General features: G+C 72.3%; 21 protein-coding genes and 1 pseudogene. 18 read left to right on the forward strand and 4 right to left on the reverse strand.

The window, feature by feature from the left end:
* Nucleotides 1-3: 3 nt before the first annotated feature.
* The 3 genes from M3147_RS11905 to M3147_RS11915 form a co-directional block, all read right to left on the reverse strand.
* Nucleotides 4-954: an ABC transporter permease gene (locus tag M3147_RS11905; RefSeq protein ID WP_189083467.1), complete on the reverse strand. Its 951-nt coding sequence runs from the start codon at nt 952-954 to the stop codon at nt 4-6.
* A gap of 89 nt (nt 955-1,043) precedes the next feature.
* The gene (locus M3147_RS11910) at nt 1,044-2,651 is read right to left on the reverse strand and encodes an ABC transporter substrate-binding protein (protein ID WP_251203689.1); all 1,608 of its coding nucleotides are present in this window, start codon (nt 2,649-2,651) and stop codon (nt 1,044-1,046) included.
* Nucleotides 2,636-4,009: a cyanophycinase gene (locus M3147_RS11915; protein WP_251203690.1), complete on the reverse strand. Its 1,374-nt coding sequence runs from the start codon at nt 4,007-4,009 to the stop codon at nt 2,636-2,638. The genes M3147_RS11910 and M3147_RS11915 overlap by 16 nt, the downstream gene beginning before the upstream one ends.
* 232 nt (nt 4,010-4,241) lie before the next feature.
* On the opposite strand from M3147_RS11915, the gene M3147_RS11920 reads away from it, so the two are divergent.
* From M3147_RS11920 to M3147_RS11930, 4 genes and pseudogenes are all read left to right on the forward strand, one after another.
* A complete protein-coding gene (locus tag M3147_RS11920; protein WP_251203691.1) occupies nt 4,242-5,141 on the forward strand; it encodes a MurR/RpiR family transcriptional regulator in 900 nt (299 codons plus the stop codon).
* A gap of 138 nt (nt 5,142-5,279) precedes the next feature.
* A complete protein-coding gene (locus M3147_RS11925; RefSeq protein ID WP_251203692.1) occupies nt 5,280-6,449 on the forward strand; it encodes a M20 family metallopeptidase in 1,170 nt (389 codons plus the stop codon).
* Between the two features lie 60 nt (nt 6,450-6,509).
* Nucleotides 6,510-6,677, forward strand: a pseudogene (locus tag M3147_RS19635) (hypothetical protein); the annotation flags it as partial.
* A 344-nt stretch (nt 6,678-7,021) separates the two neighbouring features.
* Nucleotides 7,022-8,188 (forward strand): RtcB family protein, encoded by a 1,167-nt coding sequence (locus M3147_RS11930; protein WP_251203693.1) that lies wholly within the window; start codon nt 7,022-7,024, stop codon nt 8,186-8,188.
* A gap of 99 nt (nt 8,189-8,287) precedes the next feature.
* Here M3147_RS11930 and M3147_RS11935 read toward each other — a convergent pair whose 3' ends face one another.
* On the reverse strand, nt 8,288-8,824 hold the full coding sequence (locus tag M3147_RS11935) for a cupin domain-containing protein (protein ID WP_251203694.1): 537 nt from the start codon (nt 8,822-8,824) through the stop codon (nt 8,288-8,290).
* 203 nt (nt 8,825-9,027) lie between these two features.
* Between M3147_RS11935 and M3147_RS11940 the strand changes: the two genes are divergently transcribed.
* The 14 genes from M3147_RS11940 to M3147_RS12010 all read left to right on the forward strand — a co-directional run bounded on the left by M3147_RS11940 (nt 9,028) and on the right by M3147_RS12010 (nt 23,730).
* A complete protein-coding gene (locus tag M3147_RS11940; protein WP_251203695.1) occupies nt 9,028-10,620 on the forward strand; it encodes an ABC transporter substrate-binding protein in 1,593 nt (530 codons plus the stop codon).
* 123 nt (nt 10,621-10,743) lie between these two features.
* Nucleotides 10,744-11,766: an ABC transporter permease gene (locus M3147_RS11945; RefSeq protein WP_251203696.1), complete on the forward strand. Its 1,023-nt coding sequence runs from the start codon at nt 10,744-10,746 to the stop codon at nt 11,764-11,766.
* Nucleotides 11,763-12,671: an ABC transporter permease gene (locus M3147_RS11950; protein WP_251203697.1), complete on the forward strand. Its 909-nt coding sequence runs from the start codon at nt 11,763-11,765 to the stop codon at nt 12,669-12,671. The genes M3147_RS11945 and M3147_RS11950 overlap by 4 nt, the downstream gene beginning before the upstream one ends.
* Nucleotides 12,668-13,498, forward strand: a complete 831-nt coding sequence (locus M3147_RS11955; RefSeq protein ID WP_251203698.1) for an ABC transporter ATP-binding protein — start codon at nt 12,668-12,670, stop codon at nt 13,496-13,498. Before M3147_RS11950 ends, M3147_RS11955 begins: the two co-directional genes overlap by 4 nt.
* The gene (locus tag M3147_RS11960; RefSeq protein WP_251203699.1) at nt 13,495-14,352 is read left to right on the forward strand and encodes an ABC transporter ATP-binding protein; all 858 of its coding nucleotides are present in this window, start codon (nt 13,495-13,497) and stop codon (nt 14,350-14,352) included. Before M3147_RS11955 ends, M3147_RS11960 begins: the two co-directional genes overlap by 4 nt.
* Nucleotides 14,349-15,587, forward strand: coding sequence for an amidohydrolase family protein (locus M3147_RS11965; protein ID WP_251203700.1), 1,239 nt, complete (start codon nt 14,349-14,351; stop codon nt 15,585-15,587). The genes M3147_RS11960 and M3147_RS11965 overlap by 4 nt, the downstream gene beginning before the upstream one ends.
* Nucleotides 15,584-17,326, forward strand: coding sequence for a DUF885 domain-containing protein (locus tag M3147_RS11970; protein WP_251203701.1), 1,743 nt, complete (start codon nt 15,584-15,586; stop codon nt 17,324-17,326). The genes M3147_RS11965 and M3147_RS11970 overlap by 4 nt, the downstream gene beginning before the upstream one ends.
* Nucleotides 17,323-17,724 carry a nuclear transport factor 2 family protein gene (locus M3147_RS11975; RefSeq protein WP_251203702.1) on the forward strand — a complete coding sequence of 134 codons (402 nt, stop codon included), beginning with the start codon at nt 17,323-17,325 and terminating at the stop codon, nt 17,722-17,724. The genes M3147_RS11970 and M3147_RS11975 overlap by 4 nt, the downstream gene beginning before the upstream one ends.
* A gap of 13 nt (nt 17,725-17,737) precedes the next feature.
* Nucleotides 17,738-18,667 carry a dihydrodipicolinate synthase family protein gene (locus M3147_RS11980; protein WP_251203703.1) on the forward strand — a complete coding sequence of 310 codons (930 nt, stop codon included), beginning with the start codon at nt 17,738-17,740 and terminating at the stop codon, nt 18,665-18,667.
* Nucleotides 18,664-19,869, forward strand: a complete 1,206-nt coding sequence (locus M3147_RS11985) for an NAD(P)/FAD-dependent oxidoreductase (protein WP_251203704.1) — start codon at nt 18,664-18,666, stop codon at nt 19,867-19,869. The genes M3147_RS11980 and M3147_RS11985 overlap by 4 nt, the downstream gene beginning before the upstream one ends.
* Nucleotides 19,856-20,155, forward strand: coding sequence for a (2Fe-2S)-binding protein (locus M3147_RS11990; RefSeq protein WP_251203705.1), 300 nt, complete (start codon nt 19,856-19,858; stop codon nt 20,153-20,155). Before M3147_RS11985 ends, M3147_RS11990 begins: the two co-directional genes overlap by 14 nt.
* Nucleotides 20,152-21,657, forward strand: a complete 1,506-nt coding sequence (locus tag M3147_RS19345) for an NAD(P)/FAD-dependent oxidoreductase (protein WP_285873820.1) — start codon at nt 20,152-20,154, stop codon at nt 21,655-21,657. The genes M3147_RS11990 and M3147_RS19345 overlap by 4 nt, the downstream gene beginning before the upstream one ends.
* Nucleotides 21,658-22,168: 511 nt before the next feature.
* Nucleotides 22,169-23,080 carry a DMT family transporter gene (locus M3147_RS12005; RefSeq protein ID WP_251203706.1) on the forward strand — a complete coding sequence of 304 codons (912 nt, stop codon included), beginning with the start codon at nt 22,169-22,171 and terminating at the stop codon, nt 23,078-23,080.
* The gene (locus M3147_RS12010; RefSeq protein WP_251203707.1) at nt 23,077-23,730 is read left to right on the forward strand and encodes an NADPH-dependent F420 reductase; all 654 of its coding nucleotides are present in this window, start codon (nt 23,077-23,079) and stop codon (nt 23,728-23,730) included. Before M3147_RS12005 ends, M3147_RS12010 begins: the two co-directional genes overlap by 4 nt.
* The last annotated feature ends 17 nt before the right edge of the window (nt 23,731-23,747 follow it).

Here is a 23,747-nt window from a genome sequence, read left to right on the forward strand (position 1 = left end):
CGCTCAGGCCTTTCCGACGCGCACCCGCGGGTCGACGATGCCGTAGAGCAGGTCGATGAGCAGGTTCGTGAGCAGGTAGATGAGGGTGACGAAGAGGATCACGCCCTGGATGACGGGGTAGTCGCGGCGGGCGATCGAGGTGACGAGCAGCTGCCCGAGGCCCGGGATGTTGAAGATCGTCTCGGTGACGGCGGCCCCCGTGACGAGCCCGCCGAGCGAGAGGCCGATGATGGTGAGCACCGGCAGGCTCGCGTTCTTCAGGGTGTGGCTGAACAGCAGCCGGCCCTCGGCGACACCGCGGGAGCGGGCCGCGTCGATGTAGTCGGCGTTCAGCACGTCGAGCACGGCGGCCCGGGTGGTGCGGGTGATCAGGGCGGCCGTGATCGCGCCGAGCGCGATGCCCGGCATGATCAGGGTGCGGATGCCGCCGGCGAAGTCCTCGAAGGGGTTCACGTAGCCCGAGATCGGCAGCCAGCGCAGCATCAGGCCGAACACGACCATCAGGGCGAGGGCGAGCACGAAGCTCGGCACCGTCATGCCGATCAGGGTGAAGCCCATCACCGAGCGGTCGAGCCGACCGCCGCGGAATCGTGCGGCGAGGGTGCCGAACGGCACCGAGAGCACGATGGCGACGATGATCGCGATCACGGCGAGTTGGATGGTCGGCACCGCGTTGTCCCCGATCGCCTCCGTCACGCTCTTGCGCAGGAAGTAGGAATCCCCGAAGTCGCCGGTGAGCACGCCGCCGACCCAGCCGAGGTACTGCTCGACGAGGGGCCGGTCGAGGCCCATGCTCTCGCGGAGCGCGGCGACCTGCTCGTTCGTCGCGTTCTGCCCGAGGATGGCGCGGGCCGGGTCGCCGGGCGTCAGGTGGATGAGCGAGAAGATCACCACCGATACGACGAAGAGGACAGGCAGCAGGCTGAGCAGCCGTCGGAAGATGAATCTGAGCATCGGGTCTCCGGGGACGAGGGGGAGCGGGGGATGGGGCGGACGGGGCGGAGCTTCGTGCTCCGACTCACCCGCCCCGGGCGTTCAGCCGGTCACTTCCAGCTGGCGTTCCACCACACGAAGTGCGAGTTGAACACCGGCAGCTCGAGGTCCTTGCTCGCCGCGTACACGTTGTGCGCGTCGCCGAGGCGGGTGAGCGGGCGGTACGTCTCGATGTACTGCTGCATCTCGTCGAAGATCAGGGTCGCATCGTCCTGCGTCGGCGCCGCGCGGAAGCGCGCGAGCAGATCGTGCAGCTCGGGGGTGTCGTAGTAGCCCGCGCGGTTCGGCAGGAAGCCGACGGTCTGCGTCGGGTCGGTGACGGTGCCCTGCGGGATGATCGTGAGGTCCCACTCGTCGCGGCCCTCTTTGTACTTGTCGAAGTACGAGGCCCACTCGAGCGCCTCCAGCTTGACGTCGACCCCGATGCCCTTGAGCTGCTCGGCGACGACGACTGCGGCGTTGTAGGCCTCGGTGTAGTCGCGGGTGACGAGCAGCGTGACGGGCTCGCCGGCGTAGCCGCCCTCGGCGAGGAGCGCCTTCGCCGCCGCAGTGTCGGCCGAGTTGAACGCGGCCTTGCCGACCTCGGTGTCCCAGATCGCCTGCTGCGGTTCGGTCATGTTGTGGTGCACGAGGTCGTACAGCTCCTCGGAGCCGACCGAGGCGAGCATGATCGGGTCGCGGTCGAGCGCCGTGTTCACCGCCTGTCGGTTGACGACGTTCTCGAACGGGCCGCCGGCGCGGTCGCTGTAGACGAGGTTGATCGGGCCGATCGTGTAGGTGCCGAGGACGAGGTTCGGGTCCTCCTGGAACTGCGTCAGCCCGTCGAACGGCAGCTCGGGGGTGACGTCGTACTGGCCCGACTGCATGCCCATGGTGCGCGTCGCGGCATCCGGGACGAAGCTGAAGACGACCTCGTTCAGCACGGCGTCCTTCGCTCCGGCGCGACCGCTCGACGGAGCGTCGACCGACTGGTAGTCGTCCCACTTCTCGATGACGATCCGCTGGTCGGCGTCCCACTCCTTGAGCGTGTACGGACCGGTGCCGACGATGTCCTGCACGGGCTCGTCGCCGAACTCCTCGATGACCTCGGAGGGCATGATCGCCGGGTACGAGGTGCCGATGTCCGAGAGGTACAGCAGGTGCAGGAAGCTCGCCGTCGGCACCGTGAGCTTCACGGTGGAGTCGTCGACCTCGGTCCACTCGGAGCCGTCGAACGCGCCGTCGGCGGCGATCGAGACCCGCGTCCAGCGGTTCATCGAGTCGACGACGTCGGTCGCGGTGAGATCGGAGCCGTCGTGGAACTTCACGCCCTCGCGCAGGACGAAGGTGTACTCGAGGCCGTCGTCGCTGCGCTCGAACGACTCGGCGAGCATCGGCTGCGGGACGAGATTCTCGTCGGTGACGACGAGGGTCTCGTAGATCGAACCGGTGATCTCGCCCATGATCGACTCGGTCGAGATCTGCGGGTCGAGCGTCGACGGCTGCGCGGGCGTCACGACGTTGACGACGTCCTTCGCGGCGTCGCCGCCGTCGCCGGACGCCGCGCAGCCGCTCAGCACGAGCGCGCCGGACGCGACGATCGCGGAGACGGCGCTCGCACGGCGGAGGCTCCGCCGACGGCGGGGGATGCCGGATGCTCCGGTCACGGGTGTGGGCATGGTGCGCCTTCCTCTGTGGTGATGGGGACTGCTGTGGTGATGGGGACTGCTGTGGTGGTGGGGATGAGCTCGTCTGCGGGTGGCGCGGTGACCGGCGCCGGGGCGATCGAGACGAGCAGTTCGCCGAAGCCGCCGTCGGCGGTCCAGACGGTGCGCTCGTCGCGGCAGAGGGTGGTGCGGTAGCGCGGCTCGGACTCGGCGGAGTCGCCGTGCGCGGTGCGCGCCCCGGAGGCGAGGAGCTGCGTGGCGAGCCGGAGGAGCGGTCGCGAGCCGTCGGCGGCCCAGGCGTCCGAGACCGGGTCGGGTGCGGCGGCCGCACCGGGACCCGACCGCACGGCGCCCGCGCGCTCGACGCGGCCGGCGCCGAAATCGATGGCGTCGCCGTGGAGGAGCCGGCTCCAGCGCACCCCGGTGACCGCGTCGCCGGCATCGGCTGCCCCGACCGAGCGCGCCGCCGAGGCATCCACGTCGGTCTCCTCGCTCTCGGTGACGTCGACGAGGTGCACGCCGCGCTCGCCGATGACCTCGCCGCGGCGGGTGGCGCGGTCGTACACGAGCGCCGTGTGCTCGTCGACGCCGACGAGCGAGCCGCGGCCGAGCGCGCGGGCGAGGCGGATGGCCCGGGGCAGCCGGCCCCACTCGGCGAAGTGCGAGTCGAGCAGCGCCTCGGGGAAGAGGCCGAGGCCCCCGGCCGGGACATAGCGCAGCCGCTCGTCGTCGGCGTAGCCGACCTCGGCGCCGAGGCGCCAGCTCTCGTGCACCCCACCGCCCGAGACCATGCCGGCGCCCTGCTGCACCGCGAGCCCCGCGCTCGTGCCCGCGACCACGCCGCCGCGCGCGAGCACCCCGCGGATCGCGGTGAGCACGGGAGTGTCGCGGCGCTCGCCGAAGGGTGGAGCGCCGGCCGAGGCGGCGGCGCCGGTGCTGCGGTGCAGCGCCAGCACGTAGTGCGTCTGGTCGCCGCCGCCGAGGAACACGCCGTCGCACGAGTCGACGAGGGCCGCGAGCTCGGCGCGCTCCGCGTGCTCGGCGAGGTAGCGCTGGCCGGGGAACCGGGGCGCCGCAGCGACGCCGACGGGGATCGGAACGCCCTCGGCGCCGTGCCGGGCGAAGAGTGCCGCGTAGTAGCGCCCGTCGGCGGCGTCGTGCTCGACGCCGGGGTCGTTCGTGGTCTCGTCGTCGGCGGAGCGGGCGGGCTCGGACGCCGTCGTGAGGATCGCGATGCGCGGCGGGCGTCCTGGCGCCGGACTGGCGCTCGCCGCGAGCTGCACGATGCGGTCGAGGATGCCGGGATGCTCGTCGAGCGCGCCGCCGATCAGCACGAGGGTGCCGCGGGCGTCGTCGTGGGTGGCGGTCACGGTACTCCTCTCCGAGTACGGGATCGGGCTCCGGCGGGGGCCGGATGCGCGGTGCAAGTATTTCACATCGAGATAGAATGTCCAGAATCGAAATGGACATTTCAGTCGTTCGCCGCCCGGGCACGGGGTGGCCCGTTGCTAGACTCGCGACGTCCGATGTCGCGGTCGACCGGGTTCGCCATCGCCGGCCGGGGCTCGGCGACGGAGATGCGTCGCAGACCGAAGGACCCAGATGAACCCCGATTCCCCTCGATCCGCCGCCGCGTCGGGCGATCTCGCCGAGGAATCGGTCGCCGCACGCATCCGTGAGCGTATGGGCGACTGCAGCCCGGCCGAGCGCAAGGTCGCCCGCACGCTGCTCGCCGCCTATCCGGTCGCGGGCTTCGAGACCGTCGCGGGCCTCGCCGACCTCGCCGCCGTGAGCGGCGCCACCGTGGTGCGTTTCGCGACCCGGCTCGGCTACCGCGGCTTCCCCGACTTCCAGCGCGCGCTCCGGCACGAGCTCGAGCAGCGCAGCGCCTCGCCCGCCTCGCTCTACGAGCGGATCGGTGCGGCGGGCGCCTCGGCATCCAGTGATCTCGCGTCCCTCGGCGACGCCCCCGCCGACGACGTCCGCGCCACCTTCGCGGGCCTGTCCGAGCACGACTTCGCGACCACCGTCGACGCGATCGCGAACCCGAAGCGCCGCGTCTGGCTCGCTGGCGGGCGGTACAGCGGATTCCTCGCCGAGTACCTGCAGGCGAGCCTGCAGCAACTGCGTCCCGCGGTGCAGATGGTGCCGCGCATGGCGAGCCTGCGCGCTGCGACGATGGCGGGCTTCGATGCGAGGGACGTGCTCGTCGTCTTCGACTTCCGTCGCTACGAGGCCGAGACCCGCCGGCTCGTGCAGCACGCGAAGGCGCGCAAGGCGACCGTCGTGCTCGTGACCGATCGCTGGGTGTCGCCGTGCGCCGGCGACGCAGACACCGTGCTGTCGAGCCTCGCCTCCGAGCGCGGCCCGTTCGACTCCGTCGTGCCCGTCATGGCGCTCATCGAAGCGATCTTCGAGGCCGTGCTGACCCGGCTCGGGCCGCCCGCGCGGGAGCGGATGGAGCGCATCGAGCGCACCGTGCAGGAGCTCGAGCTGCTCTGAGCGGCGCCCGATCATCGAGTTGCCCGACTCGCATGGAAGTTGGGCAACTCGGGGATTCCGCTCAGAAACGAGCGTTTCTGTTCGTGTATGGTCGTCGGTGATCTGCAACGAATGTTGCAGACGCCGAACGGAGGCCCCGTGCTCGCTGCCGAACTGCTCCGCCGCGCCGAAGACGCCCAGGCGGTGTACATCCGCGACCTCGCGGAACTCGTCGGCATCGACTCGGGCTCACTCGACCCGGAGGGGGTCAATCGCGTCGGCGAAGTGGTCGCCGGCCGCCTCGCCGAACTCGGCTTCGCCGTCGAACGCCGCGCCTCCGCCGACCCGCGCTACGGAGACACGGTCATCGGCCGGCGCCGCGGCGCCGGCGTCGCGCGCATCATGCTGTTCGCCCACCTCGACACGGTCTTCGAGCCGGGGGATGCCGCGGCGCGGCCGTTCTCGATCGACGACGTCGGGCACGCGCACGGGCCGGGCGTCACCGACGACAAGGCCGGCGTCGTCGCCGCCCTGCACGCCGCCGGACACCTGATCGGCGTCGGCGCCGAACGCTACGGCGAGCTCGTGCTCGCCTTCACCCCCGACGAGGAGATCGGCTCGCCCGCCGGCGGCCCGGTCCTCCAGGAGCTCGCCGCGGGAGTGGACGCCGCCTTCAGCCTCGAGTGCGCCCGCGAGAACGGCGACCTCGTCGTCGGCCGCAAGGGGGTCGCCGACCTCGAACTCGTCGTGCACGGCGTCGCCGCCCACTCGGGCATCGAGCCGGAGCGGGGCGCGCACGCCGCCCTCGAGGCCGCCCACCTCACCGTCTTCCTGCAGGCGCTCGCCGACCCCGCCGAGCAGCTGACCGTCAACGTCGGCGTGCTCCGATCCGGCGAGCGCACGAACATCGTGCCCGACCGGGCGACCATGCACGTCGAGATGCGGGCGACGCGCACCGCGGTCATCGAGGGCGCGCTCGTGGCGCTCCGGGAGCGGGCGGCCGGCCCGCTCGTCGACGGCACCCGCGTCGAGGTGCGCGTCGTCGACCAGTGCGCGCCGCTCGAGGAGACGGAGGCGGGGCGCGAGCTCGGCGAACTGGCGCTCCAGCTCGCGCGTGAGCTGGGCTTCGAGCCGGGGCTCGCCCGCACCGGCGGGGTGTCCGACGCGAACCGCGTCGCCGCCCTCGGCGTGCCGACGCTCGACGGCCTCGGCCCCGTCGGGGGCGGCGACCACAGCCCGAGCGAATGGCTCGACCTCGCGAGCGTGCCGCCGCGCGTCGCGCTCCTCGCCGCCCTCGTCGACGCGAGCGCGGCCCGTCTGCTCCCCTGAGCCTGAGTGGTTCCCTGAGCTTGTCGAAGGGGACGCCCGTTCGCTTCGACGGGCTCAGCGAACCAAGGCCTCGCTTCGACGGGCTCTGCGAACCAAGGCCTCGCTTCGACAGGCTCAGCGAACCAAGGCCTCGCTTCGACAAGCTCAGCGAACCAGCGCTGGTCCCCTGAGCTTGTCGAAGGGGACGCCGCCCCGCTTCGACAGGCTCAGCGAACCAACAAGCCTTGACCTCTGCCGCTCGGGCCCGCTAGGGTTCCAAGGCTGCGCCATCGCGCGGCATCCCCGGAGTCTGAAAGCAGGTGGAATCGTGACCGTGTCTCTGCAGCGCACCTTCACGCCCGCCTTCGCCGAGCCCGCGAACGCGGGGCGCGAGCAGCGCCCCGAAGCGAAGCTCGAGCAGGCTCTCGAGCCGGCACCCTGACGCCAGCGAATCCGTCGCCACCGTCACCCCGTGCCGCTTCGAGGCCCGGGGTGATTCCGTCTGCGCGCGACGGTGGACCCTCGGGCCCGAGGACCCACCAGAGCGGAGCCCGTCACCGCGGGCTCCGGGAAAGCAGACAGGAATCACCATCATGGAGAGACTCTCCGACCGGCTCGTCTCCTGGGCGAGCCTGCTCGACGAGCAGACCGTCGCGCAGGCGCGCACCTCGTCGACGATGCCGTTCATCCACCCGCACCTGGCCCTGATGCCCGACGCCCACCTGGGCCTCGGCGCGACGGTCGGCTCGGTCATCCCGACGCTCGGGGCGATCATCCCCGCCGCGGTCGGCGTCGACATCGGCTGCGGCATGATCGCCGTGCGGACCCAGTTCCACGCGAGCGAGCTGCCCGCCGACCGGCGGGAGCTGCGGGAGCAGATCGAGCGGGCCATCCCGCTGTCCGCGGGCAAGTACAACCGCAAGGTCGTCGCGACGGCCGAGCCCCGGGTCGCCGAGCTCGAGGAGCTCGCGGAGCGCAGCGGCTTCGACCCGGCCTCCTACGCGGGGAACTGGCGGCAGCAGCTCGGATCCCTCGGCAGCGGCAACCACTTTATCGAGGTCTCGCTCGACGAGGTCGACCGGGTGTGGCTGTTCCTGCACTCCGGCAGCCGGGGCGTCGGCAACAAGATCGCCCAGCGGCACATCGGCATCGCCCGGCGGCTCGCGAAGCAGTGGTGGATCGAGCTGCCCGACCCCGACCTCGCCTACCTCGTCGAGGGCACGCCGGAGTTCTCCCGGTACATCGCCGAGCTCCGGTGGGCGCAGCACTTCGCGCTGCTCAACCGGGAGGAGATGATGGACCGGGTGATCCGGCAGCTGTCCGAGTGGACCGGCGTGCCGGTGGAGGAGCAGGAGCGCATCAACTGCCACCACAACTTCACCGAGAGCGAGGAGCACTTCGGCAAGCGGGTGTGGGTGTCGCGGAAGGGTGCGATCCAGGCCGACGTCGGCCGGCCGGGCCTCATCCCGGGGTCGATGGGCACCGCCTCGTACGTCGTGGAGGGGCTCGGAGACCCGATGTCGCTGAACTCCTCGCCGCACGGCGCGGGCCGGGAGTACTCGCGGTCGAAGGCCAGGAAGACCTTCACCCACGAGCAGCTCCGGGAGGCGATGGTCGGCATCGAGTTCCGGGACACGGATGCCTTCATCGATGAGATCCCGCAGGCCTACAAGCCGATCGACCGGGTGATGGCGGATGCCTCGTCGCTCGTCGCGGTGCGGCACACGCTGCGGCAGATCGTCAACGTGAAGGGCGACTGAGCGCGGTCCCCTGAGCTCGTCGAAGGGAACGCCGCCCTGGTTCCCTGAGCTTGTCGAAGGGAACGCCGCGCCGCTTCGACGGGCTCAGCGAACCAACCGCTACGGGGACGGCGGCGTCACCGCGATGACGATCGTGGTGACGCCGTCGCTCTCGTTCACGTAGCGGTGCGGCTCGCGCGAGTCGAACGTGACGGACTCGCCGGTCGCGAGGGTCACCCGTTCGGCGCCGAGCTCGACGGTCAGCTCGCCGGAGATGACGTAGGCGCACTCGGTCGAGGGGTGGCCCCACAGGCGGGGCGAGGTCGCCTGCCCGGGCGGGATCTCGGCGCGCAGCACCTCGAGGTCGCCGCGACCGGGGGTGAGCCGCTCGTAGGCGAAGCTCGCGTCGGCGACGCCGAGGCTGTGCCGTTCACCCGGCCGGCTGATGTGCACGGCGGGGGCGTCGGGGTCGCTGAAGAGGGTCGCGATGGATGCCTCGAACACCTCGGCGAGCTTGCGCACCGAGCCGAGGCTCGGGTCGGCGGCGCCGTTCTCGATCTGGCTCAGCATGCTGACCGACAAGCCCGTCCGCTCGGAGAGCTCGCGGAGGGTCAGCCCCTTGGCCTGGCGCAGGGCCTTCAATCGGTCACCGAGCACGCTGAGTCATCCTTCCTGTGCGTCCCCCGTCTGGGTGTGACGGGCGGCCGCGTTTTGACATGTGAGTCCGCACGTGTTTAATGTGCTTGAATTCATGGTACCTGGATTGAACATCATCCACACGACACCGGGCACTGATTGGCAGCGAGGCTGAGCGCTCCTCCGACTCCTTCGTCACCGTCGCCGACCGGGGAAAGAAGCACATGAGATCCCTCACAGCCAAGCTCGCGGTGCCCGCCGGCGCCGTCGCCTTGACGCTCGCGCTCGCCGGATGCGCCGGAGGCAACAGCACCTCCAACGCGGGCGACCAGACGCTCACCGTCGACACCTCATTCGTCGTCAAGACACTCGACCCCGGCACAGTGTACGAGCAGACGGGCAACATCGCCGTGCACGCGCTGTACGACACCCTGGTGACGTACGAAGGCTCGGACGTCACGACCCTCCAGCCCGAGCTCGCCGAGAGCTGGGAGCAGTCGAGCGACGGCACCACCTGGACCTTCACCCTCCGCGACGACGCGGTCTTCTCCGACGGCGCCGCCGTCACCGCCGAGGACGCCGTCTTCAGCCTCAACCGGCTGAAGAACCTGCAGGGCTCCGCCTCGCAGACCGTGCAGGGCCTCGACTTCGCGGCAGAGGGCGACGACACGGTCGTCGTCACCTCGGAGACGCCGAACCCCGACGTGCCGGTCATCCTCGCGATGCCCGCGGCGAGCGTGCTGAACTCCGCCGAGGCGAAGAAGCTCGGCGCGACCGACGCCGAGGACGCCGCCACGAGCGACCAGATCGGCACCCAGCTCGACACCGCCAGCCTCGGCAGCGGCCCGTACGTGCTGAAGAGCTACGACCCGAGCACGAAGATCGTGCTCACCGCGAACCCGAAGTACTGGGGCGAGCAGCCGGCCTACAGCCGCGTCGTCATCCAGAACGTCGACGTGCAGAACCAGAAGCTCACCATCTCGAAGGCGAAGGGCGACGAGATCGCCCTCGACCTCTCCGGCCCGCAGGCCGCCGAGCTGTCCGACGACCTCCAGGTCTCGGGCGTCGCCGACACCTCGTACTTCCTGAGCCTGAACCAGGACCCGGCCGTCTCGGCCGTCACCTCGAACCCGGCGTTCGTCAAGGCCCTGCGCCTGACGGTCGACGGGGAGGGCCTCGCGAAGCTCTTCGGCGAGGGCGCGACCCCCGCGGCCGGTCTCGTGCCGCCCGCCTTCGCCGGCGCGCTCGACGAGTCGGAGAACCCGGTGCAGGACATCGACGGCGCGAAGAAGCTGCTCGCCGACGCGGGCCTCAGCGACGTGAAGGTGGCGCTCGTCTACCCGGCGATCACCTACCGCGGCGTCGACCTCGGCACCATCGTCACGAAGGTGCAGCAGGACGCGAAGAAGGCCGGCATCGAGATCGAGCTCACCCCGCAGCCGATCAACGTATTCCTGCAGTCGCAGTCCGAGGGCAAGAACGAGATCAACTTCTCGCCGAACAGCCTGAACTACCCGGCCTCGTCGTCGCTCGTGAACAACATGGCCCCCGGCGCCTCGACCTCGCTGCGCACCGGCTGGACCCTCGAGCGGGCCGACCAGTCGGCCATCGACGCGAGCAACGCCGTGACCGCGGAGCTCACCCCCGAGGGCCGCAACGAGGCGATGATCGACTGGCAGCACGTGATGAACGAGGTCTCGCCGTACGTCGCCCTCGCGAACAACGCCGGCATCGTCGTCGCGACGAGCGACCTGACCGGCGCGGACTACACGCCCGCCGGCTGGACGGTCGACCTCGCGGCGATCGCCGGCAAGTAGCCGGAACGGACCGCGGGCGCCCCTGCTCTCTTCCTGTCAGGGGCGCCCGCTTCCCCCGTCGCGCATGCGACCCCGTCGCGCGAGCGACCACCCGTCGCCACCGCGACCCGAGACGGAGCTTCGATGCCACCCCTCCTCAAGATGATCGGCAAACGCCTGCTGAGCGCCCTCGTGCTGCTCTGGGGCGTCACGGTCGTGACCTTCCTGCTCGTGAACGTCGTCCCGGGCGACCCGGCGGCGGCGAACCTCTCGCAGCAGGCCTACGACGACCCGGAGATCCGGGCCGCCTTCGAGGCCAAGTGGGGCCTCGACCAGCCGATCTGGGTGCAGTACGTGCGCTACCTCGGCAACATCCTGCAGGGCGACCTCGGCACCTCGCAGCAGACCCATCGCCCGGTCGCCGAGGACCTCAGCCAGTACGTGCCGGCGACGATCGAGATCGCGCTGCCCGCCATGGCCCTCGCCATCGTCGTCGCGGTCGGCCTCGGCATGCTCGCCGCGATGCGCAAGAACCGCCCGACCGACACCGGCATCCGCAGCGCCGCCCTCGTCGGCCTCTCGACGCCGCCGTTCTGGCTCGCGCTCGTCGCGCTCTACGTCTTCTTCTACCTGCTCGGCTGGGTGCCGAACGGCGGCCGGCTCAGCAACATCTACGACCCGCCGCCCGCGGTGACCGGCATGTACACGGTCGACGCGGCCATCGCCGGCCAGTGGGACGTCTTCGGCGACGCGCTCTGGCACCTCGTGCTGCCCGTCGGCATCCTCACCGCGCTCACCGTCTCCGGCCTCCTCCGCTTCGTGCGCTCGGCCATGATCGAGGTGCTGGATGCCGAGTACATCCGCTCGGCGATCGCGAAGGGCCTGCCGCGGCGGATCATCACCTGGCGGCACGTGTTCCGCGCGGGCCTCCTGCCGGTGCTCACCGTGTCGGGCCTCATGCTCGCGTCGCTCCTCGGCGGCGCCGTGCTCGTCGAGCAGGTGCTGTCCTGGCCCGGCCTCGGCCAGTACGCCTACAAGAGCGCCATCTCGCTCGACCTGCAGGCGATCCTCGGCGTGACGCTGTTCATCGCGGTCGTCTACACCCTCATCAACCTCCTCGTCGACGTGCTCTACAGCGTCATCGACCCGAGGATCGGAGCGAAATGACCATCCTGCCCTCCGACCGGGTCGCCGTCTCGCGCGCCTCGCGCTTCCGGCGCGACCGCCTGCGCGTCGGCGGCAGCCTCGGCACGGGGTCGTTCTGGCGGCCGCTCACCGTGGTCTCCCTCGGCATCATCGTGCTCTGGTGCCTGCTCGCGGCCTTCGCGCCGTGGGTGGCGCCCTACGACCCGCTCGAGACCGTCGGCGACAACCTGCAGCCGCCGTCCGGCGCGCACTGGATGGGCACCGACGACCTCGGCCGTGACGTGCTCAGCCGGCTCATCTGGGGCTCGCGCCTCTCGCTGCCGCTCGCGGTCGCCATCGTCGCGTGCTCGCTCCTCGTCGGCGGCATCGTCGGCCTCGCCGCCGGCTACTTCGGCAAGGCCGTCGACAACGTCGCGATGCGGCTCGCCGACCTCGTGCTCGCGTTCCCGCAGATCATCCTCGCGATGGCGGTCGCCGCGGCCTTCGGCCCGAGCGTCGGCAACGCGGTGCTCGCGCTCGTCATCGTGTCGTGGCCGCTCTATGCGCGCATCATCCGCAGCTCGGTGCTGAGCGTCCGCGAGCAGGAGTACGTCGTCGCCGGCCGGCTGCTCGGCCTGCCGACGCTGCGCTCCATCGTGAAGGACGTCATCCCGAACAGCGCGGGCCCCGCCCTCGTCATGTCGACGATCGAGCTCGGCAACGCCATCCTGATGCTCGCCGCCCTGTCGTTCCTCGGCCTCGGCCCGCGGCCGCCGGCCGCCGAGTGGGGCGCGATGATCGCGCTCGGCTCGCAGAACCTCGGCAACTGGTGGGTGAGCCTGTTCCCGGGCCTCGCCATCCTCACGATCGTGATGGCCTTCAACCTCCTGGGCGACGCCATCCAGGACCACCTCGACCCCCGGTCGCGGAATGCGAGGACGCGATGACGACCGCAGCCGACCCCCTGCTCTCCATCGAGGGCCTCTCGGTGACCATGCCGACCCCGTCGGGGCCGGTCGAGCTCGTGCACCGCACCGACATCGAGATCGGCGAGGGCGAGATCGTCGGCCTCGCCGGCGAGAGCGGCTCGGGCAAGACGATGACCGCCTCGGCGATCATGGGCATCCTGCCGCCCGGCGCGCGTGCCGGCGGCCGGATCATGTTCGAGGGCCGCGACCTGCTCTCGCTCAGTCGCGCCGAACTCGACACGGTGCGCGGCAACCGCATCGCGATCGTGTTCCAGGACCCCTCGGCGGCGCTGCACCCGCTGCTCACGATCGGCACGCAGCTCACCGAGCACCTGATCCACCACAAGGGCGTCACGAAGAAGCAGGCGAACGCCCGCGCGGTCGAGCTGCTCGACCTCGTGCGCATCCGCGACCCGCACCACGCGGTGAAGGCGTTCCCGCACCAGTTCTCCGGGGGCATGCGCCAGCGCGCGGCGATCGCCATCGCGCTCGCCTGCGAGCCGCGGCTGCTCATCGCCGACGAGCCGACGACCGCGCTCGACGTGACCGTGCAGGCCGGCATCCTGCGGCTCTTCGACCGGCTCGCCCGGGAGACCGGCGTCTCGATGCTCTTCATCACCCACGACCTCGGCGTCATGAACTCCATCGCCGACCGCACCTACGTGTTCAAGGACGGCACGGTCGTCGAGTCGGGCGTCACCACCACGATCCTGAACGACCCGAGCCACGAGTACACGAAGGCGCTCATCGCCTCGCGCGCGCAGTCGCTCGCCGAGGAGCGCGTGCAGCAGGAGGCCCGCCCATGACCGCCAAGGTGCTCGAACTCGAGGACATCGTCGTCACCCATCGCCGGAGCGGCGGCCCGGCGGTGCAGGCCGTCCGCGGCGTCTCGCTGAGCGTGGCGCCGGGTCAGGTCGTCGGCCTCGTCGGTGAGTCGGGCTGCGGCAAGTCCTCGCTCGCCCGGGTCGCCTGCGGCATCCACGCCCCGACCTCGGGCTCGGTGCGTTTCGAGGGCGCGCCGCTCGAACCGCTCCGGATGCGTCAGCGGCCCGCCGCCGACCGCAAGCTGCAGATGGTGTTCCAGAACCCCTACGCCTCGCTCAGCCCGCGCCGCACGATCGCGAGTCAGCTGCTCGACGGTGCCTCCGAGCCGATCCCGCGCGAGCAGCGCTCCGCGGAGGTCTCGCGGCTGCTGGAGCTCGTCGGGCTCGACCCGGCCGCGGGCAGCCGCTACCCCTCCCAGTTCTCGGGCGGGCAGCGGCAGCGGCTCGCGATCGCCCGCGCCCTCGCGGCGAAGCCGAGCCTCGTCGTCGCCGACGAGCCCGTCACGGCGCTCGACGCCTTCTCCTCGGCGCAGATCGTGCAGCTGCTGCAGTCGCTCGTGCGGGAGCTCGGCATGGGCATGCTCTTCATCTCGCACGACCTCTCGCTCGTGCGCGCCATCGCCGACGAGACCGCGGTGATGTACGCCGGCGAGATCGTCGAGCGCGGCCCGAGCGAGCAGCTCTGGGAGCAGCCGACGCACCCTTACACGAAGACCCTCATCGCCGCGATCCCCGAGATCGGACCCGTCAAGAAGCTGCCGGGCCTCGACGAGGACCTCACCGAGCCGGCCGCGGCCGACGCCGGCGCGGCAGCCACGAACGGAGCATCAGCATGATCAGCGCGACCACCGCCCCCACCCTGCTCGTCGGGGCCCGGATCTTCTCGGGCACCGATGCTGAGCTCCTCGACGGCGCCGCGGTGCTCGTGGCCGCCGACGGCCGCATCGCGGCCGTCGGCCCCGAGGCGGAGCTGCGCGCCCGCCCCGACGCCGCCGACGCGCGCGTCGTCGACCTCGCCGGCCGGGTGCTCAGCCCCGGCCTCGTGAACATGCACGTGCACCTCGGCCTCGCCCTGCCGGGCACGGCTGGCGCCGCGATCGCGAGCAAGTCCGACCCCGACCTGCTCCTCGTGATGGCCGACGGCGCGAAGCGCACGCTGCACGCGGGTGTCACGACGACTCGCCTCGTCGGCGAGAGTCGCTACCTCGACTTCGCGCTGCGCCGCGGCATCGACGCGGGCATCGTGCCCGGCCCGCGCATCTTCACCGCCGGTCACGCGCTGTGCTGCACGGGCGGCCACGGCTGGGACTCCGACGCCCTCGAGGGCGACGGCGCCGACGAGCTGCGCCGGCTCGCCCGCCTCCAGATCCGGCACGGCGCCGACCTCATCAAGGTCTGCATCTCGGGCGGCATCGCCGGCGAGCACGAGCAGATCGACACCCCCCAGCTCACCGACGAGGAGATGGCCTCGATCATCCAGGTCGCCCACGACTGGGGCCGCAAGGTCACCGCGCACGTCGGCCCCTCGGAGACGCTGCGCCGCGCGATCGAGCTCGGCCTCGACTGCGTCGAGCACGGCTACCAGCTCACGCGCGAGATCACCGAGCTCATGGCTGAGCGCGGCGTCTGGTACGTGCCGACCATCACGGTGAGCCGCTGCGAGGAGTTCTTCGACGCGCAGGGGGTCCCCGCCTGGATGAAGGAGCGCGCCCTCGGTGCGGGCCCCCGGCACTGGGAGAGCCTGCAGCACGCCATCGCGAGCGGCGTGCCGATCGCGATGGGCACCGACATGCCGCCGGCCGCCGACTTCGACGGCACGACGGCCACCGTCCGCGAGATGGAGTTCATGGTGGAGGCCGGGATGACGGACCTCGACGTGATGCGCTCGGCCACCGGGCGGGCGGCCGAGCTCCTCGGCGCGCCCGGCATCGGCGTCATCGAGCCCGGCGCCCACGCCGACTTCATCGTCACGGACGAGGACCCGACGCGCGACGTCTCCGCGCTGCGCGGCATCGACTGGGTCATGAAGGACGGCGTCGTCGTGCGCGACGACCGGGCCGGCGCCCGATGACCGGTCGCGCCACCGTCCGCTCCGTCGCCGACGCGCACCTCGCGGCGCTCGCCGAGCACGAGCCCGCCGCGGCGCAGGCGCTCGGCCGCGACGCCGCCGCGCGCCTCGCGGACTACGGCCCGGAGTGGGCGGAGGAGCGCCGGGCGCTGCTCGGCCGCACCGCCGCGGCCCTGGCCGCACTGCCCGCCGAGGCGCGCGCCGCCGACGCCGCCCTCGACGCCGCGCTCGCGGAGCGCGCCGCGAGCGAGGCGGAGCTCTTCGACACGGGCTTCACCGCCAGGCTGCTGGCCCCGCTCGCCTCGCCCGTGCAGGAGATCCGGGAGCGCTTCGACGATGTCACCGTCACGGACGACGAGGCGGGCGACGCGGTCATCGAACGGCTCGCCGCCGTCGAGCCCGCCCTCGACGCGCTCCGCCGCCGCCTCGAGTGGGCGCGCGAGGCGGGCCGCGATGGCCGGTTCAGCGGCTCGGGGGTCGCGGCGGCGCGTCAACTCGAGGTCGTCGCGGGTCAGATCGACACCTGGATCGACCCGGCCGGCCTCGACTACTTCTCCCGCATCTCGGCCGCGCCGCTGAGCGGGCCGCGCGCCGCGGCCCTCGCGCGCGCCGGCGAGCGGGCGACGCGCGCCTTCGGAGAGCTGAGCGGATGGCTCCGCACCGAGCTGCTGCCGAGCGCGCCCGTCGAGGACGCCGTCGGCGAGCACGTCTACCGGCAGACCGCGCAGAGCTTCCTCGGCACCCGGCTCGACCTCGACGAGGTCTACGACTACGGCTGGTCCGAGCTCGATCGGCTCCTCGGCGAGGCCCGGCGCCTCGCCACGATCGTGCTGGGCGACGGCACTGGCACCGGAACCGGGACCGGGACCGGCACCGGCTCGGGCGGCACCGAGGCCGTGCGCGCCGCGGCGCGCCTGCTCGACGCCGACCCGCGGTACCGGGTCGCGGGGCACGAGCGCATCGTCGCCTGGCTGCAGGACCGCCTCGAGGACACCTTCGCCCGCGTCGACGGCGTCGCCTTCGACCTGCCCCGGGCCATCCGCGAGGTCGACGTCGTCGTGCCGACCGCCGCGAGCGGCGTCGTCTACTACACGCCCGGCGCCCCCGACGGCTCCGTGCGCAGCAAGATCGTCTGGACCGTCCCCGAGGGCGCCGAGGCGATCGGCACCTGGCAGGAGGTCACGAGCTTCCACCACGAGGGCGTGCCCGGGCACCACCTCGAGCACACCATCACCCGCAGCAACGCGAGCCTGCACCCGTGGCAGCGTTCCCTCTGCGAGATCCACGGCTACGCCGAGGGCTGGGCGCACTACTCCGAGCAGCTCTCCGACTCGATCGGACTGCTGCGCGATCCCGCCGAGCAGCTCGGCATGGTGCTCGGCCAGATCTGGCGCGCGGTGCGGATCGTCGTCGACCTCGGCCTGCACACCGGGCGCGAGCTGCGGCCCAACCCGCTCGGCGCGGCCGGCCCGTGGACCCCCGAGCTCGGCCGCCGCTTCCTCACCGAACTCGCCCTCGTCGACCCCAGGACGGCCGGCTTCGAGGTCGACCGCTACCTCGCCTGGCCGGGGCAGGCGCTCGCCTTCAAGGTCGGCGCCAAGCTCTGGACCGAGGCGCGGGCGAGGGCCGAGGCATCCGGGATCGCCGCCAAGGACTTCCACCACCGCGCGCTGTCCTACGGGCCCATGGGCCTCGGGCCGCTCCAGCACCTGCTCACCACCGAATCGACGGAACGACCATGACCACTGCCTCCTCCCTCGACGACTTCGTCGTCGCCCTCTACCGCGAGCTCGGCGACCGCGCCGCCTTCGACGCCCGCCTCGACCCCGCCGTGACCGTGTGGGAGACGCCGTGGCCGATCCTCATGCGCGGCATCGCCGAGCTCGACGAGCTGCGCGGCCCCGCCCTCGCGGCCGAGGACCGCGCCGAACCGCTGCCCGAGGTGCGCCCCGTCGAGATCGTCAGCGACGACTTCGGCGACGGCACCGGCCTCGTGCGCTACGTGCTCGAGGTGCGCGACCCGGCCGACGGCCGGCTGCTCGAACGGGTGCGGGTCACCGACGTGCTCCGCCACGGCGAGGACGGCTGGCGTATCGTGCACCACCACGCGCAGGACCTGCCCGCCGACGGCGCCAACTGAGAGGACGAGGAAGATGGATCGCACGAGCGTCGACTGGCACGGCTACATCCCGGCCATCACGACCCCGTTCACCCGGGACGGCGACTTCGACGTCGCCGCCTTCGAGGGGCAGATGGGCTGGCTCGCCGACGAGGGCATGCACGGCGTCATCCTCGCCGGGACCTCGGGTGAGTGGTTCAGCCTGAACGAGGACGAGCGGGCCGAACTGTTCGCGCAGGGCGCCCGGCTCGGCGCCGGCATGCGCGTGCTCGGCGGCTGCAACGCCTTCACCGCGGCCGAGGCGATCCGCCACGCCCGCGCCGCCGAGCGGGTCGGGCTCGACGGCATCCTGCTCACCCCGCCGCCCTACCTCGTGCCCAGCCGCGCCGAGGTCGTCGAGTTCTACCGCGAGGTGGCCGCCGGCACCGAGCTGCCGATCTGCGTCTACAACTGGCCCCGCGGCTGCATCGTCGACCTCGATGTCGACACCCTCGGCGAGCTCGCCGAGATCGACAACGTCGTGGCGATCAAGAACTCCACGGGGAACTTCGCCGGCTTCCTGGCCGGGCTGTACGCCCTCGGCGACCGGGTGCGCTACTTCGGCATCCCGACGAGCGAGCTCGGCGCCGACCTCGCCGCCCTCGGCCGCGGCGACGGCCTGATGGGCTCCGGCGCCCCGCTCGGCCGCGACCACCCCGACTTCTGGAACGCGCTCGCCGCAGGCGAGCGCGAGCGCGCCATCGAGCTCGGCGCCCGCGACCGGGTCGTCATGACCCGGTGGTTCGGCCCCGACTACGGCGCGAAGTTCGGCAACCAGCAGGCGATCATGAAGACGGCGCTGCGCCTCCGCGGCGTCTCGGCCGGCTACGTCCGGCGCCCCCTCCTCGAGCTCGACGACGCGCAGGTCTCGATCGTCCGCTCGACTCTCGAGGACCTGGGGATCGCGACCGTTCCACTCTCGTGAGCGAGCGATACGACAGCATCGTCGTCGGCGGCGGACTGCTCGGCGCCGCGCTCGCCTGGATGCTCGCCCGCGAGGGTGCGCGGGTGGCGCTCCTCGAACGCGACCAGCTGAACCAGCACGCCTCGGGCCAGAACGCGGGCAGCCTGCACTTCCAGCTCGAGTACCGGATGGTCGAGCACGGCTGGGAATCGGCGCGCACCGCCGCCGAGGCGATGCCGCTGCACCTCGAGGCCGCCCGCGAGTGGGCGGCGCTCGGCGACGAGCTCGGCGAATCGCTCGGGGTCGCCCAGCAGGGCGGCTTCATGCTCGCCGAGACGGCCGAGCAGGTGGAGGTGCTGCAGCGCAAGACCGCGCTGGAGCAGGAGTGGGGCCTCGACGTCGACCTCCTCGACGGCGACGAAGCCCGCCGCCTCGCCCCGTACCTCTCCGACTCGGTGCTCGCCGCCGCGTTCTGCCCGCTCGAGGGCAAAGCCGACACCCGCATCGCCGGCCCGGCGCTCGCCCGCGGCGCGCTGCGGCTCGGCGCCGAGGTGCGCACCCGCACCGAGGTCGTCGACCTGGTTCCCGCCGCGTCCGGCTGGGCGGTGCACGCGGTCGAGCGCAGCGAGGCGGGGGAGCGGATGCTCCGCCTGGAGGCCGACACGGTGATGCTCGCCGCCGGGGTCTGGACGACCCGGCTCGGGCAGCTCCTCGACGTCACCCTGCCGACGATCCCGCTCGCGCTCATGATGAGCGTCAGCGCCCCGACCGCGCCGTTCGTGCCGCACCTCGTGCAGCACGCCGGCACGAAGCTCTCCCTGAAGCAGACCGGCAACGGCACCGTGCTCATCGGCGGCGGCTGGCCCGCCCGCCTGCCGCTCACCCCGGACGGCACACCCGATCTGGAGAGCCGGCCCACCCTGCTGCAGTCCTCCCTCGTCGGCAACGCCGCCGCCGCGATCGGCGTCGTACCGCGCACCGCCTCCCTGCCGATCGTGCGCAGCTGGGTCGGCACGACGACCGTGACCCCCGACCAGCTGCCGCTCGTCGGCCAGGTGCCCGGCCGGCCCGGCGTGTTCGTCGCGACGGGCGGCTCGGCGTTCACCCTCGGGCCGAGCTTCGCTCGCTCGCTCATCGCCCTCGCCGACGGCCGGCCGCCCGGCATCGAGCTGCACCCCTACGACCCCGCACGATTCGAAAGGCTCCGCCATGCCCGACGCTGAGGCCACGAGCGGGCGCGCCACGCGCCTGCCCTCGGAGCGGGGCGAACCCGCCGAGATCACGGTCGACGGCCGCCCGGTCGCCTGCTTCGCCGGCGAGACCGTCGCCACGGCGATGCTCGCCGCCGGGGTGCCCGCGTTCTCGCACCGGAACGGCGAACCGCGCATCCCGCTCTGCAACATGGGCACCTGCTTCGAGTGCGGCGTGACCGTCGACGGGGTGCCGCTCACCCGCTCCTGCCTCACCACCGTGCGCGACGGCATGCGGGTCGAGACGAGCGAACGATGAGCGCCGCCCACGACCTCGTCGTCGTCGGCGCGGGCCCGGCCGGTGCCGCGGCCGCGCTCGCCGCCGCCGACGCCGGCCTCGACGTGCTCGTCGTCGACGAGCAGCGCGCCGCGGGCGGACAGATCTTCCGCACCACGCCGCCGGAGTTCGGCGGGCGCCGGAAGCTCCCGACCGGCTACCCGTGGGCCGGCGAGCTCCTCGACCGCGCGCGCTCGCACCCGGGCATCGGATGGCGGCATGGCGCGACCGTGTTCGGCATCCTGCCGGTCGCGTCGGATGCCCCGGATGCCTCGGATGCCTCGTCGCCGGATGGCGCGGATGCCTCGGCGGGGCCCGGCTCGACGGGCTTCGACGTGCTGACGAGCGATCCGGCCGATCCCGCCGGTTCCGGCCGCGTGCGCGCGCGGCGGGTGCTCATCGCCTCGGGGGCCTACGACATGCCCGTCGCGATCCCGGGCTGGACGCTGCCCGGCGTGATGATGGCCGGCGCCGTGCAGGGCTTCCTGAAGTCGCAGCGGTTGCGCGTCACCGACCGCGTCGTGCTGGCCGGCTCCCACCCGCTCCTCCTGATCGTCGCCGACCAGCTTCTCGCGGCCGGCGCGCGGATCGAGGAGGTCGCGATCGCCCGAGGCATCCCCTCGCCCCTCGAGCTCGTGCGCGCGCTCCCCGCAGTACCCGGCCACGTCCGCCTGCTCGGCGAGCTCGCCGGCTGCGTGCTGCGGCTGCTGCGGGCCGGCGTGCGGATCTCGACCGGCACCGTGCCGACCGAGGTGCTCGGCGACGGCCGCGTGCAGGGGGTGCGGCTCGCCCGCGCCGACCGTGGCTGGCGGCAGACCGGGCCCGCTCGCACCGTCGACGCGGACGCGCTGGTGCTCGGCTACGGCTTCCACCCCTCGACCGAGCTCGCCCGCCAACTCGGCTGCGGGCTCGACTGGGACTCGGCGCAGGGCGGCTGGATCGTCCGCCACGACGCGCAGCTCGAGACGACCGTTCCCGGCATCCACGTCGCGGGCGAGCCGAGCGGCGTCGCCGGGGCCGAGCAGTCCCGCGCCGAGGGCGAGCTCGCCGGTCTCACGATCGCCGCGGCCCTCGGCCGTGCGGTGCCGGAGCGTGCGCTCGCCGGGGCGCGCCGACGCATCCGTTCGGCTTCGCGTTTCTCCGGGGTGGTGCAGCGGATGTTCGCGCCGCGCCGCGAGGCCCTGCTCGAGCTCGCGACGCCCGCGACGGAGATCTGTCGCTGCGAGACGGTGACTCGGGGCACGATCGACCGCTTCCTCGACGAGAACCCCTTCGCCGGCACCGCGGATGCCGTGAAGCTCGCCTGCCGCAGCGGCATGGGCCCGTGCCAGGGCCGCTACTGCGAGACGGCGGTCGCCGGACTCGTCGCCAAGGCCCGCGGCGCGGGTGTCGGGCAGGCCGGGCGGTTCGCCGCGCACATTCCGGTGAAGCCCGTGCCCCTGCAGGCCTACGCCGCCCTCGCCGACGACCCCGCGGCTCCCTGAGCCTGGTTCCCCATCCCTGGTTCCCTGAGCTCGTCGAAGGGAACGCCGCCCTGGTTCCCTGAGCTCGTCGAAGGGAGCGCCGCCTTGGTTCCCTGAGCTCGTCGAAGGGAATGCCGCCTTGGTTCCCTGAGCTTGTCGAAGGGGGGAGCCCCCCACGATTCGACAAGCTCAGCGAACCATCCCTTGGTTCCCTGAGCTCGTCGAAGGGAACGCCCCGACGCTTCGACAAGCTCGTCGAAGGGAACGCCGCCACGCTTCGACGAGCTCAGCGAACCATCCCCCGACGCTTCGACGAGCTCAGCGAACCATCCCCCGACGCTTCGACGGGCTCAGCGCACCATCCCCCGACGCTTCGACGGGCTCAGCGCACCATCCCCCGACGCTTCGACGAGCTCAGCGCACCATCCCCCCACGCTTCGACGGGCTCAGCGCACCACGCGGTGGCCGGATGTCGCGGGAGGACGGCAGCCAGGGGCGTGCACGGAGCGCGCGGACCCACCAGAATGGGCGGGTGACTCGCCGGGGGCTCCTCCTGTTCGCCGCGCTCGGGATCGCGTGGGGCATCCCGTACCTCTTCATCAAGGTGGCGGTGTCGGAACTCGACCCCGGCATGGTCGTGCTCGCGCGCTCCGGCCTCGCGGCCATCCTGCTGCTGCCGCTCGCCCTCTTCCGCCACGAGGTGTGGCCGGTGCTGAAACGCTGGAAGCCGATGCTCGCGTACACGCTCGTCGAGATCGTGTTCCCCTGGTACTTCCTGAGCTCGGCCGAGCAGCACCTGCCGAGCTCGACCGCCGGCCTCCTGCTCGCGGCAGTCCCGCTCGCCGGCGTCGCGATCGCGTTCCTCATGGGGCGCCCGGAGCGGCTCTCGGGGGTGAACTGGCTCGGCATCCTGCTCGGCATGCTCGGCGTCGCGGCGCTCGTCGGTCTCGACGTCGCGGGCTCCGACCTCTTCGCCGTGGCGGAGATGGGCGTCGTGGTGGTGGGCTACGCGCTCGGCCCGGCGATCCTCGCGAGGTGGATGTCGGACCTGCCCGGCGTCGGCATCGTCGCCGTCTCGCTGGCGGGCGCCGCGGTCGTGTTCGTGCCCTTCGTGCTGTTGACCGGCGGGGTGCCGACGAGTTGGCCCTCGCCGCAGGTCGTCGTCGCCGTGCTCGTGCTCGCCGTGGTGTGCAGTGCGCTCGCGTTCCTGCTCATGGTCGGCCTCATCGCCGAGATCGGTCCCGTCAAGGCGACCACGATCACGTATGTGAACCCCGCCGTCGCGATCGTCGCGGGCGTGCTCGTGCTGGGCGAGCGGGTGACCGTGTGGACGGTCGTCGGCTTCGTCCTCGTGCTGCTCGGCTCGTACCTCGTCACGCGACATCGGCGGGATGCCTCGAGCGGGGAAGCAATCGCGCCGCCAGAGCGTTCCACCTCTGCATGACGACCCTCGGAATCATCGGCGCAGGACACATCGGCAGCCAGCTCGCGCGCGCGGCGGTCGCGAACGGCTACGAGGTGGTGATCGCCAACTCGCGCGGCCCGGAGACGCTTACGGAACTCGTGGCCGAGCTCGGCCCGCAGGCGCGCGCCGCGACCGCGGAGGAGGCCGCGGCGGCTGCCGACCTCGCGGTCGTGACGGTGCCGTTCAAGGCGTATCCGGCGATCCCGGTCGAGCCGCTCGCCGGCAAGATCGTGATCGACACGAACAACTACTACTGGGAGCGCGACGGGCACGTGCCCGCCCTCGACGAGGGCCGCGACACCGTGAGCGGCATGCTCCAGGCGCACCTGCCGACCAGCCGCGTCGCGAAAGGCTTCAACCACATCACGGCGGCCGACATCACGACGGAGGGCCGCCCGGCCGGTGCGCCGGGTCGTCGCGCGCTCGCCACGGCGAGCGACCATGAGGATGCCGCGGCCGCCGTCGCCCGGCTCTACGACGGGTTCGGCTACGACACGGTGAACGTCGGCCCGCTCGCGGAGAGCTGGCGCGTGGAGCGTGACCAGCCGGCGTACTCGGCCGGGGCGCAGACCCGGGAGGAGCTCATCGCGAACCTGGCGAAGGCGGACCGGGCGCACAACCGGGGGTAGTTGCGGCGAACGGGCGA

The organism is Agromyces mediolanus, assembly GCF_023715325.1.
Lineage (GTDB): Bacteria > Actinomycetota > Actinomycetes > Actinomycetales > Microbacteriaceae > Agromyces > Agromyces mediolanus_A.

Bases quoted from the DNA above. Each gene is read 5' to 3' on its own strand.
- M3147_RS11965 (WP_251203700.1), top strand. From the start codon at position 14,349: ATGATCAGCGCGACCACCGCCCCCACCCTGCTCGTCGGGGCCCGGATC.
- M3147_RS11975 (WP_251203702.1), top strand. From the start codon at position 17,323: ATGACCACTGCCTCCTCCCTCGACGACTTCGTCGTCGCCCTCTACCGC.
- M3147_RS11955 (WP_251203698.1), top strand. From the start codon at position 12,668: ATGACGACCGCAGCCGACCCCCTGCTCTCCATCGAGGGCCTCTCGGTG.
- M3147_RS11930 (WP_251203693.1), top strand. From the start codon at position 7,022: ATGGAGAGACTCTCCGACCGGCTCGTCTCCTGGGCGAGCCTGCTCGAC.
- M3147_RS12010 (WP_251203707.1), top strand. From the start codon at position 23,077: ATGACGACCCTCGGAATCATCGGCGCAGGACACATCGGCAGCCAGCTC.
- M3147_RS11920 (WP_251203691.1), top strand. From the start codon at position 4,242: ATGAACCCCGATTCCCCTCGATCCGCCGCCGCGTCGGGCGATCTCGCC.
- M3147_RS11990 (WP_251203705.1), top strand. From the start codon at position 19,856: ATGCCCGACGCTGAGGCCACGAGCGGGCGCGCCACGCGCCTGCCCTCG.
- M3147_RS11940 (WP_251203695.1), top strand. From the start codon at position 9,028: ATGAGATCCCTCACAGCCAAGCTCGCGGTGCCCGCCGGCGCCGTCGCC.
- M3147_RS11960 (WP_251203699.1), top strand. From the start codon at position 13,495: ATGACCGCCAAGGTGCTCGAACTCGAGGACATCGTCGTCACCCATCGC.
- M3147_RS11905 (WP_189083467.1), bottom strand. From the start codon at position 954: ATGCTCAGATTCATCTTCCGACGGCTGCTCAGCCTGCTGCCTGTCCTC.
- M3147_RS11950 (WP_251203697.1), top strand. From the start codon at position 11,763: ATGACCATCCTGCCCTCCGACCGGGTCGCCGTCTCGCGCGCCTCGCGC.
- M3147_RS11970 (WP_251203701.1), top strand. From the start codon at position 15,584: ATGACCGGTCGCGCCACCGTCCGCTCCGTCGCCGACGCGCACCTCGCG.
- M3147_RS11910 (WP_251203689.1), bottom strand. From the start codon at position 2,651: ATGCCCACACCCGTGACCGGAGCATCCGGCATCCCCCGCCGTCGGCGG.
- M3147_RS11945 (WP_251203696.1), top strand. From the start codon at position 10,744: ATGCCACCCCTCCTCAAGATGATCGGCAAACGCCTGCTGAGCGCCCTC.
- M3147_RS19345 (WP_285873820.1), top strand. From the start codon at position 20,152: ATGAGCGCCGCCCACGACCTCGTCGTCGTCGGCGCGGGCCCGGCCGGT.
- M3147_RS11980 (WP_251203703.1), top strand. From the start codon at position 17,738: ATGGATCGCACGAGCGTCGACTGGCACGGCTACATCCCGGCCATCACG.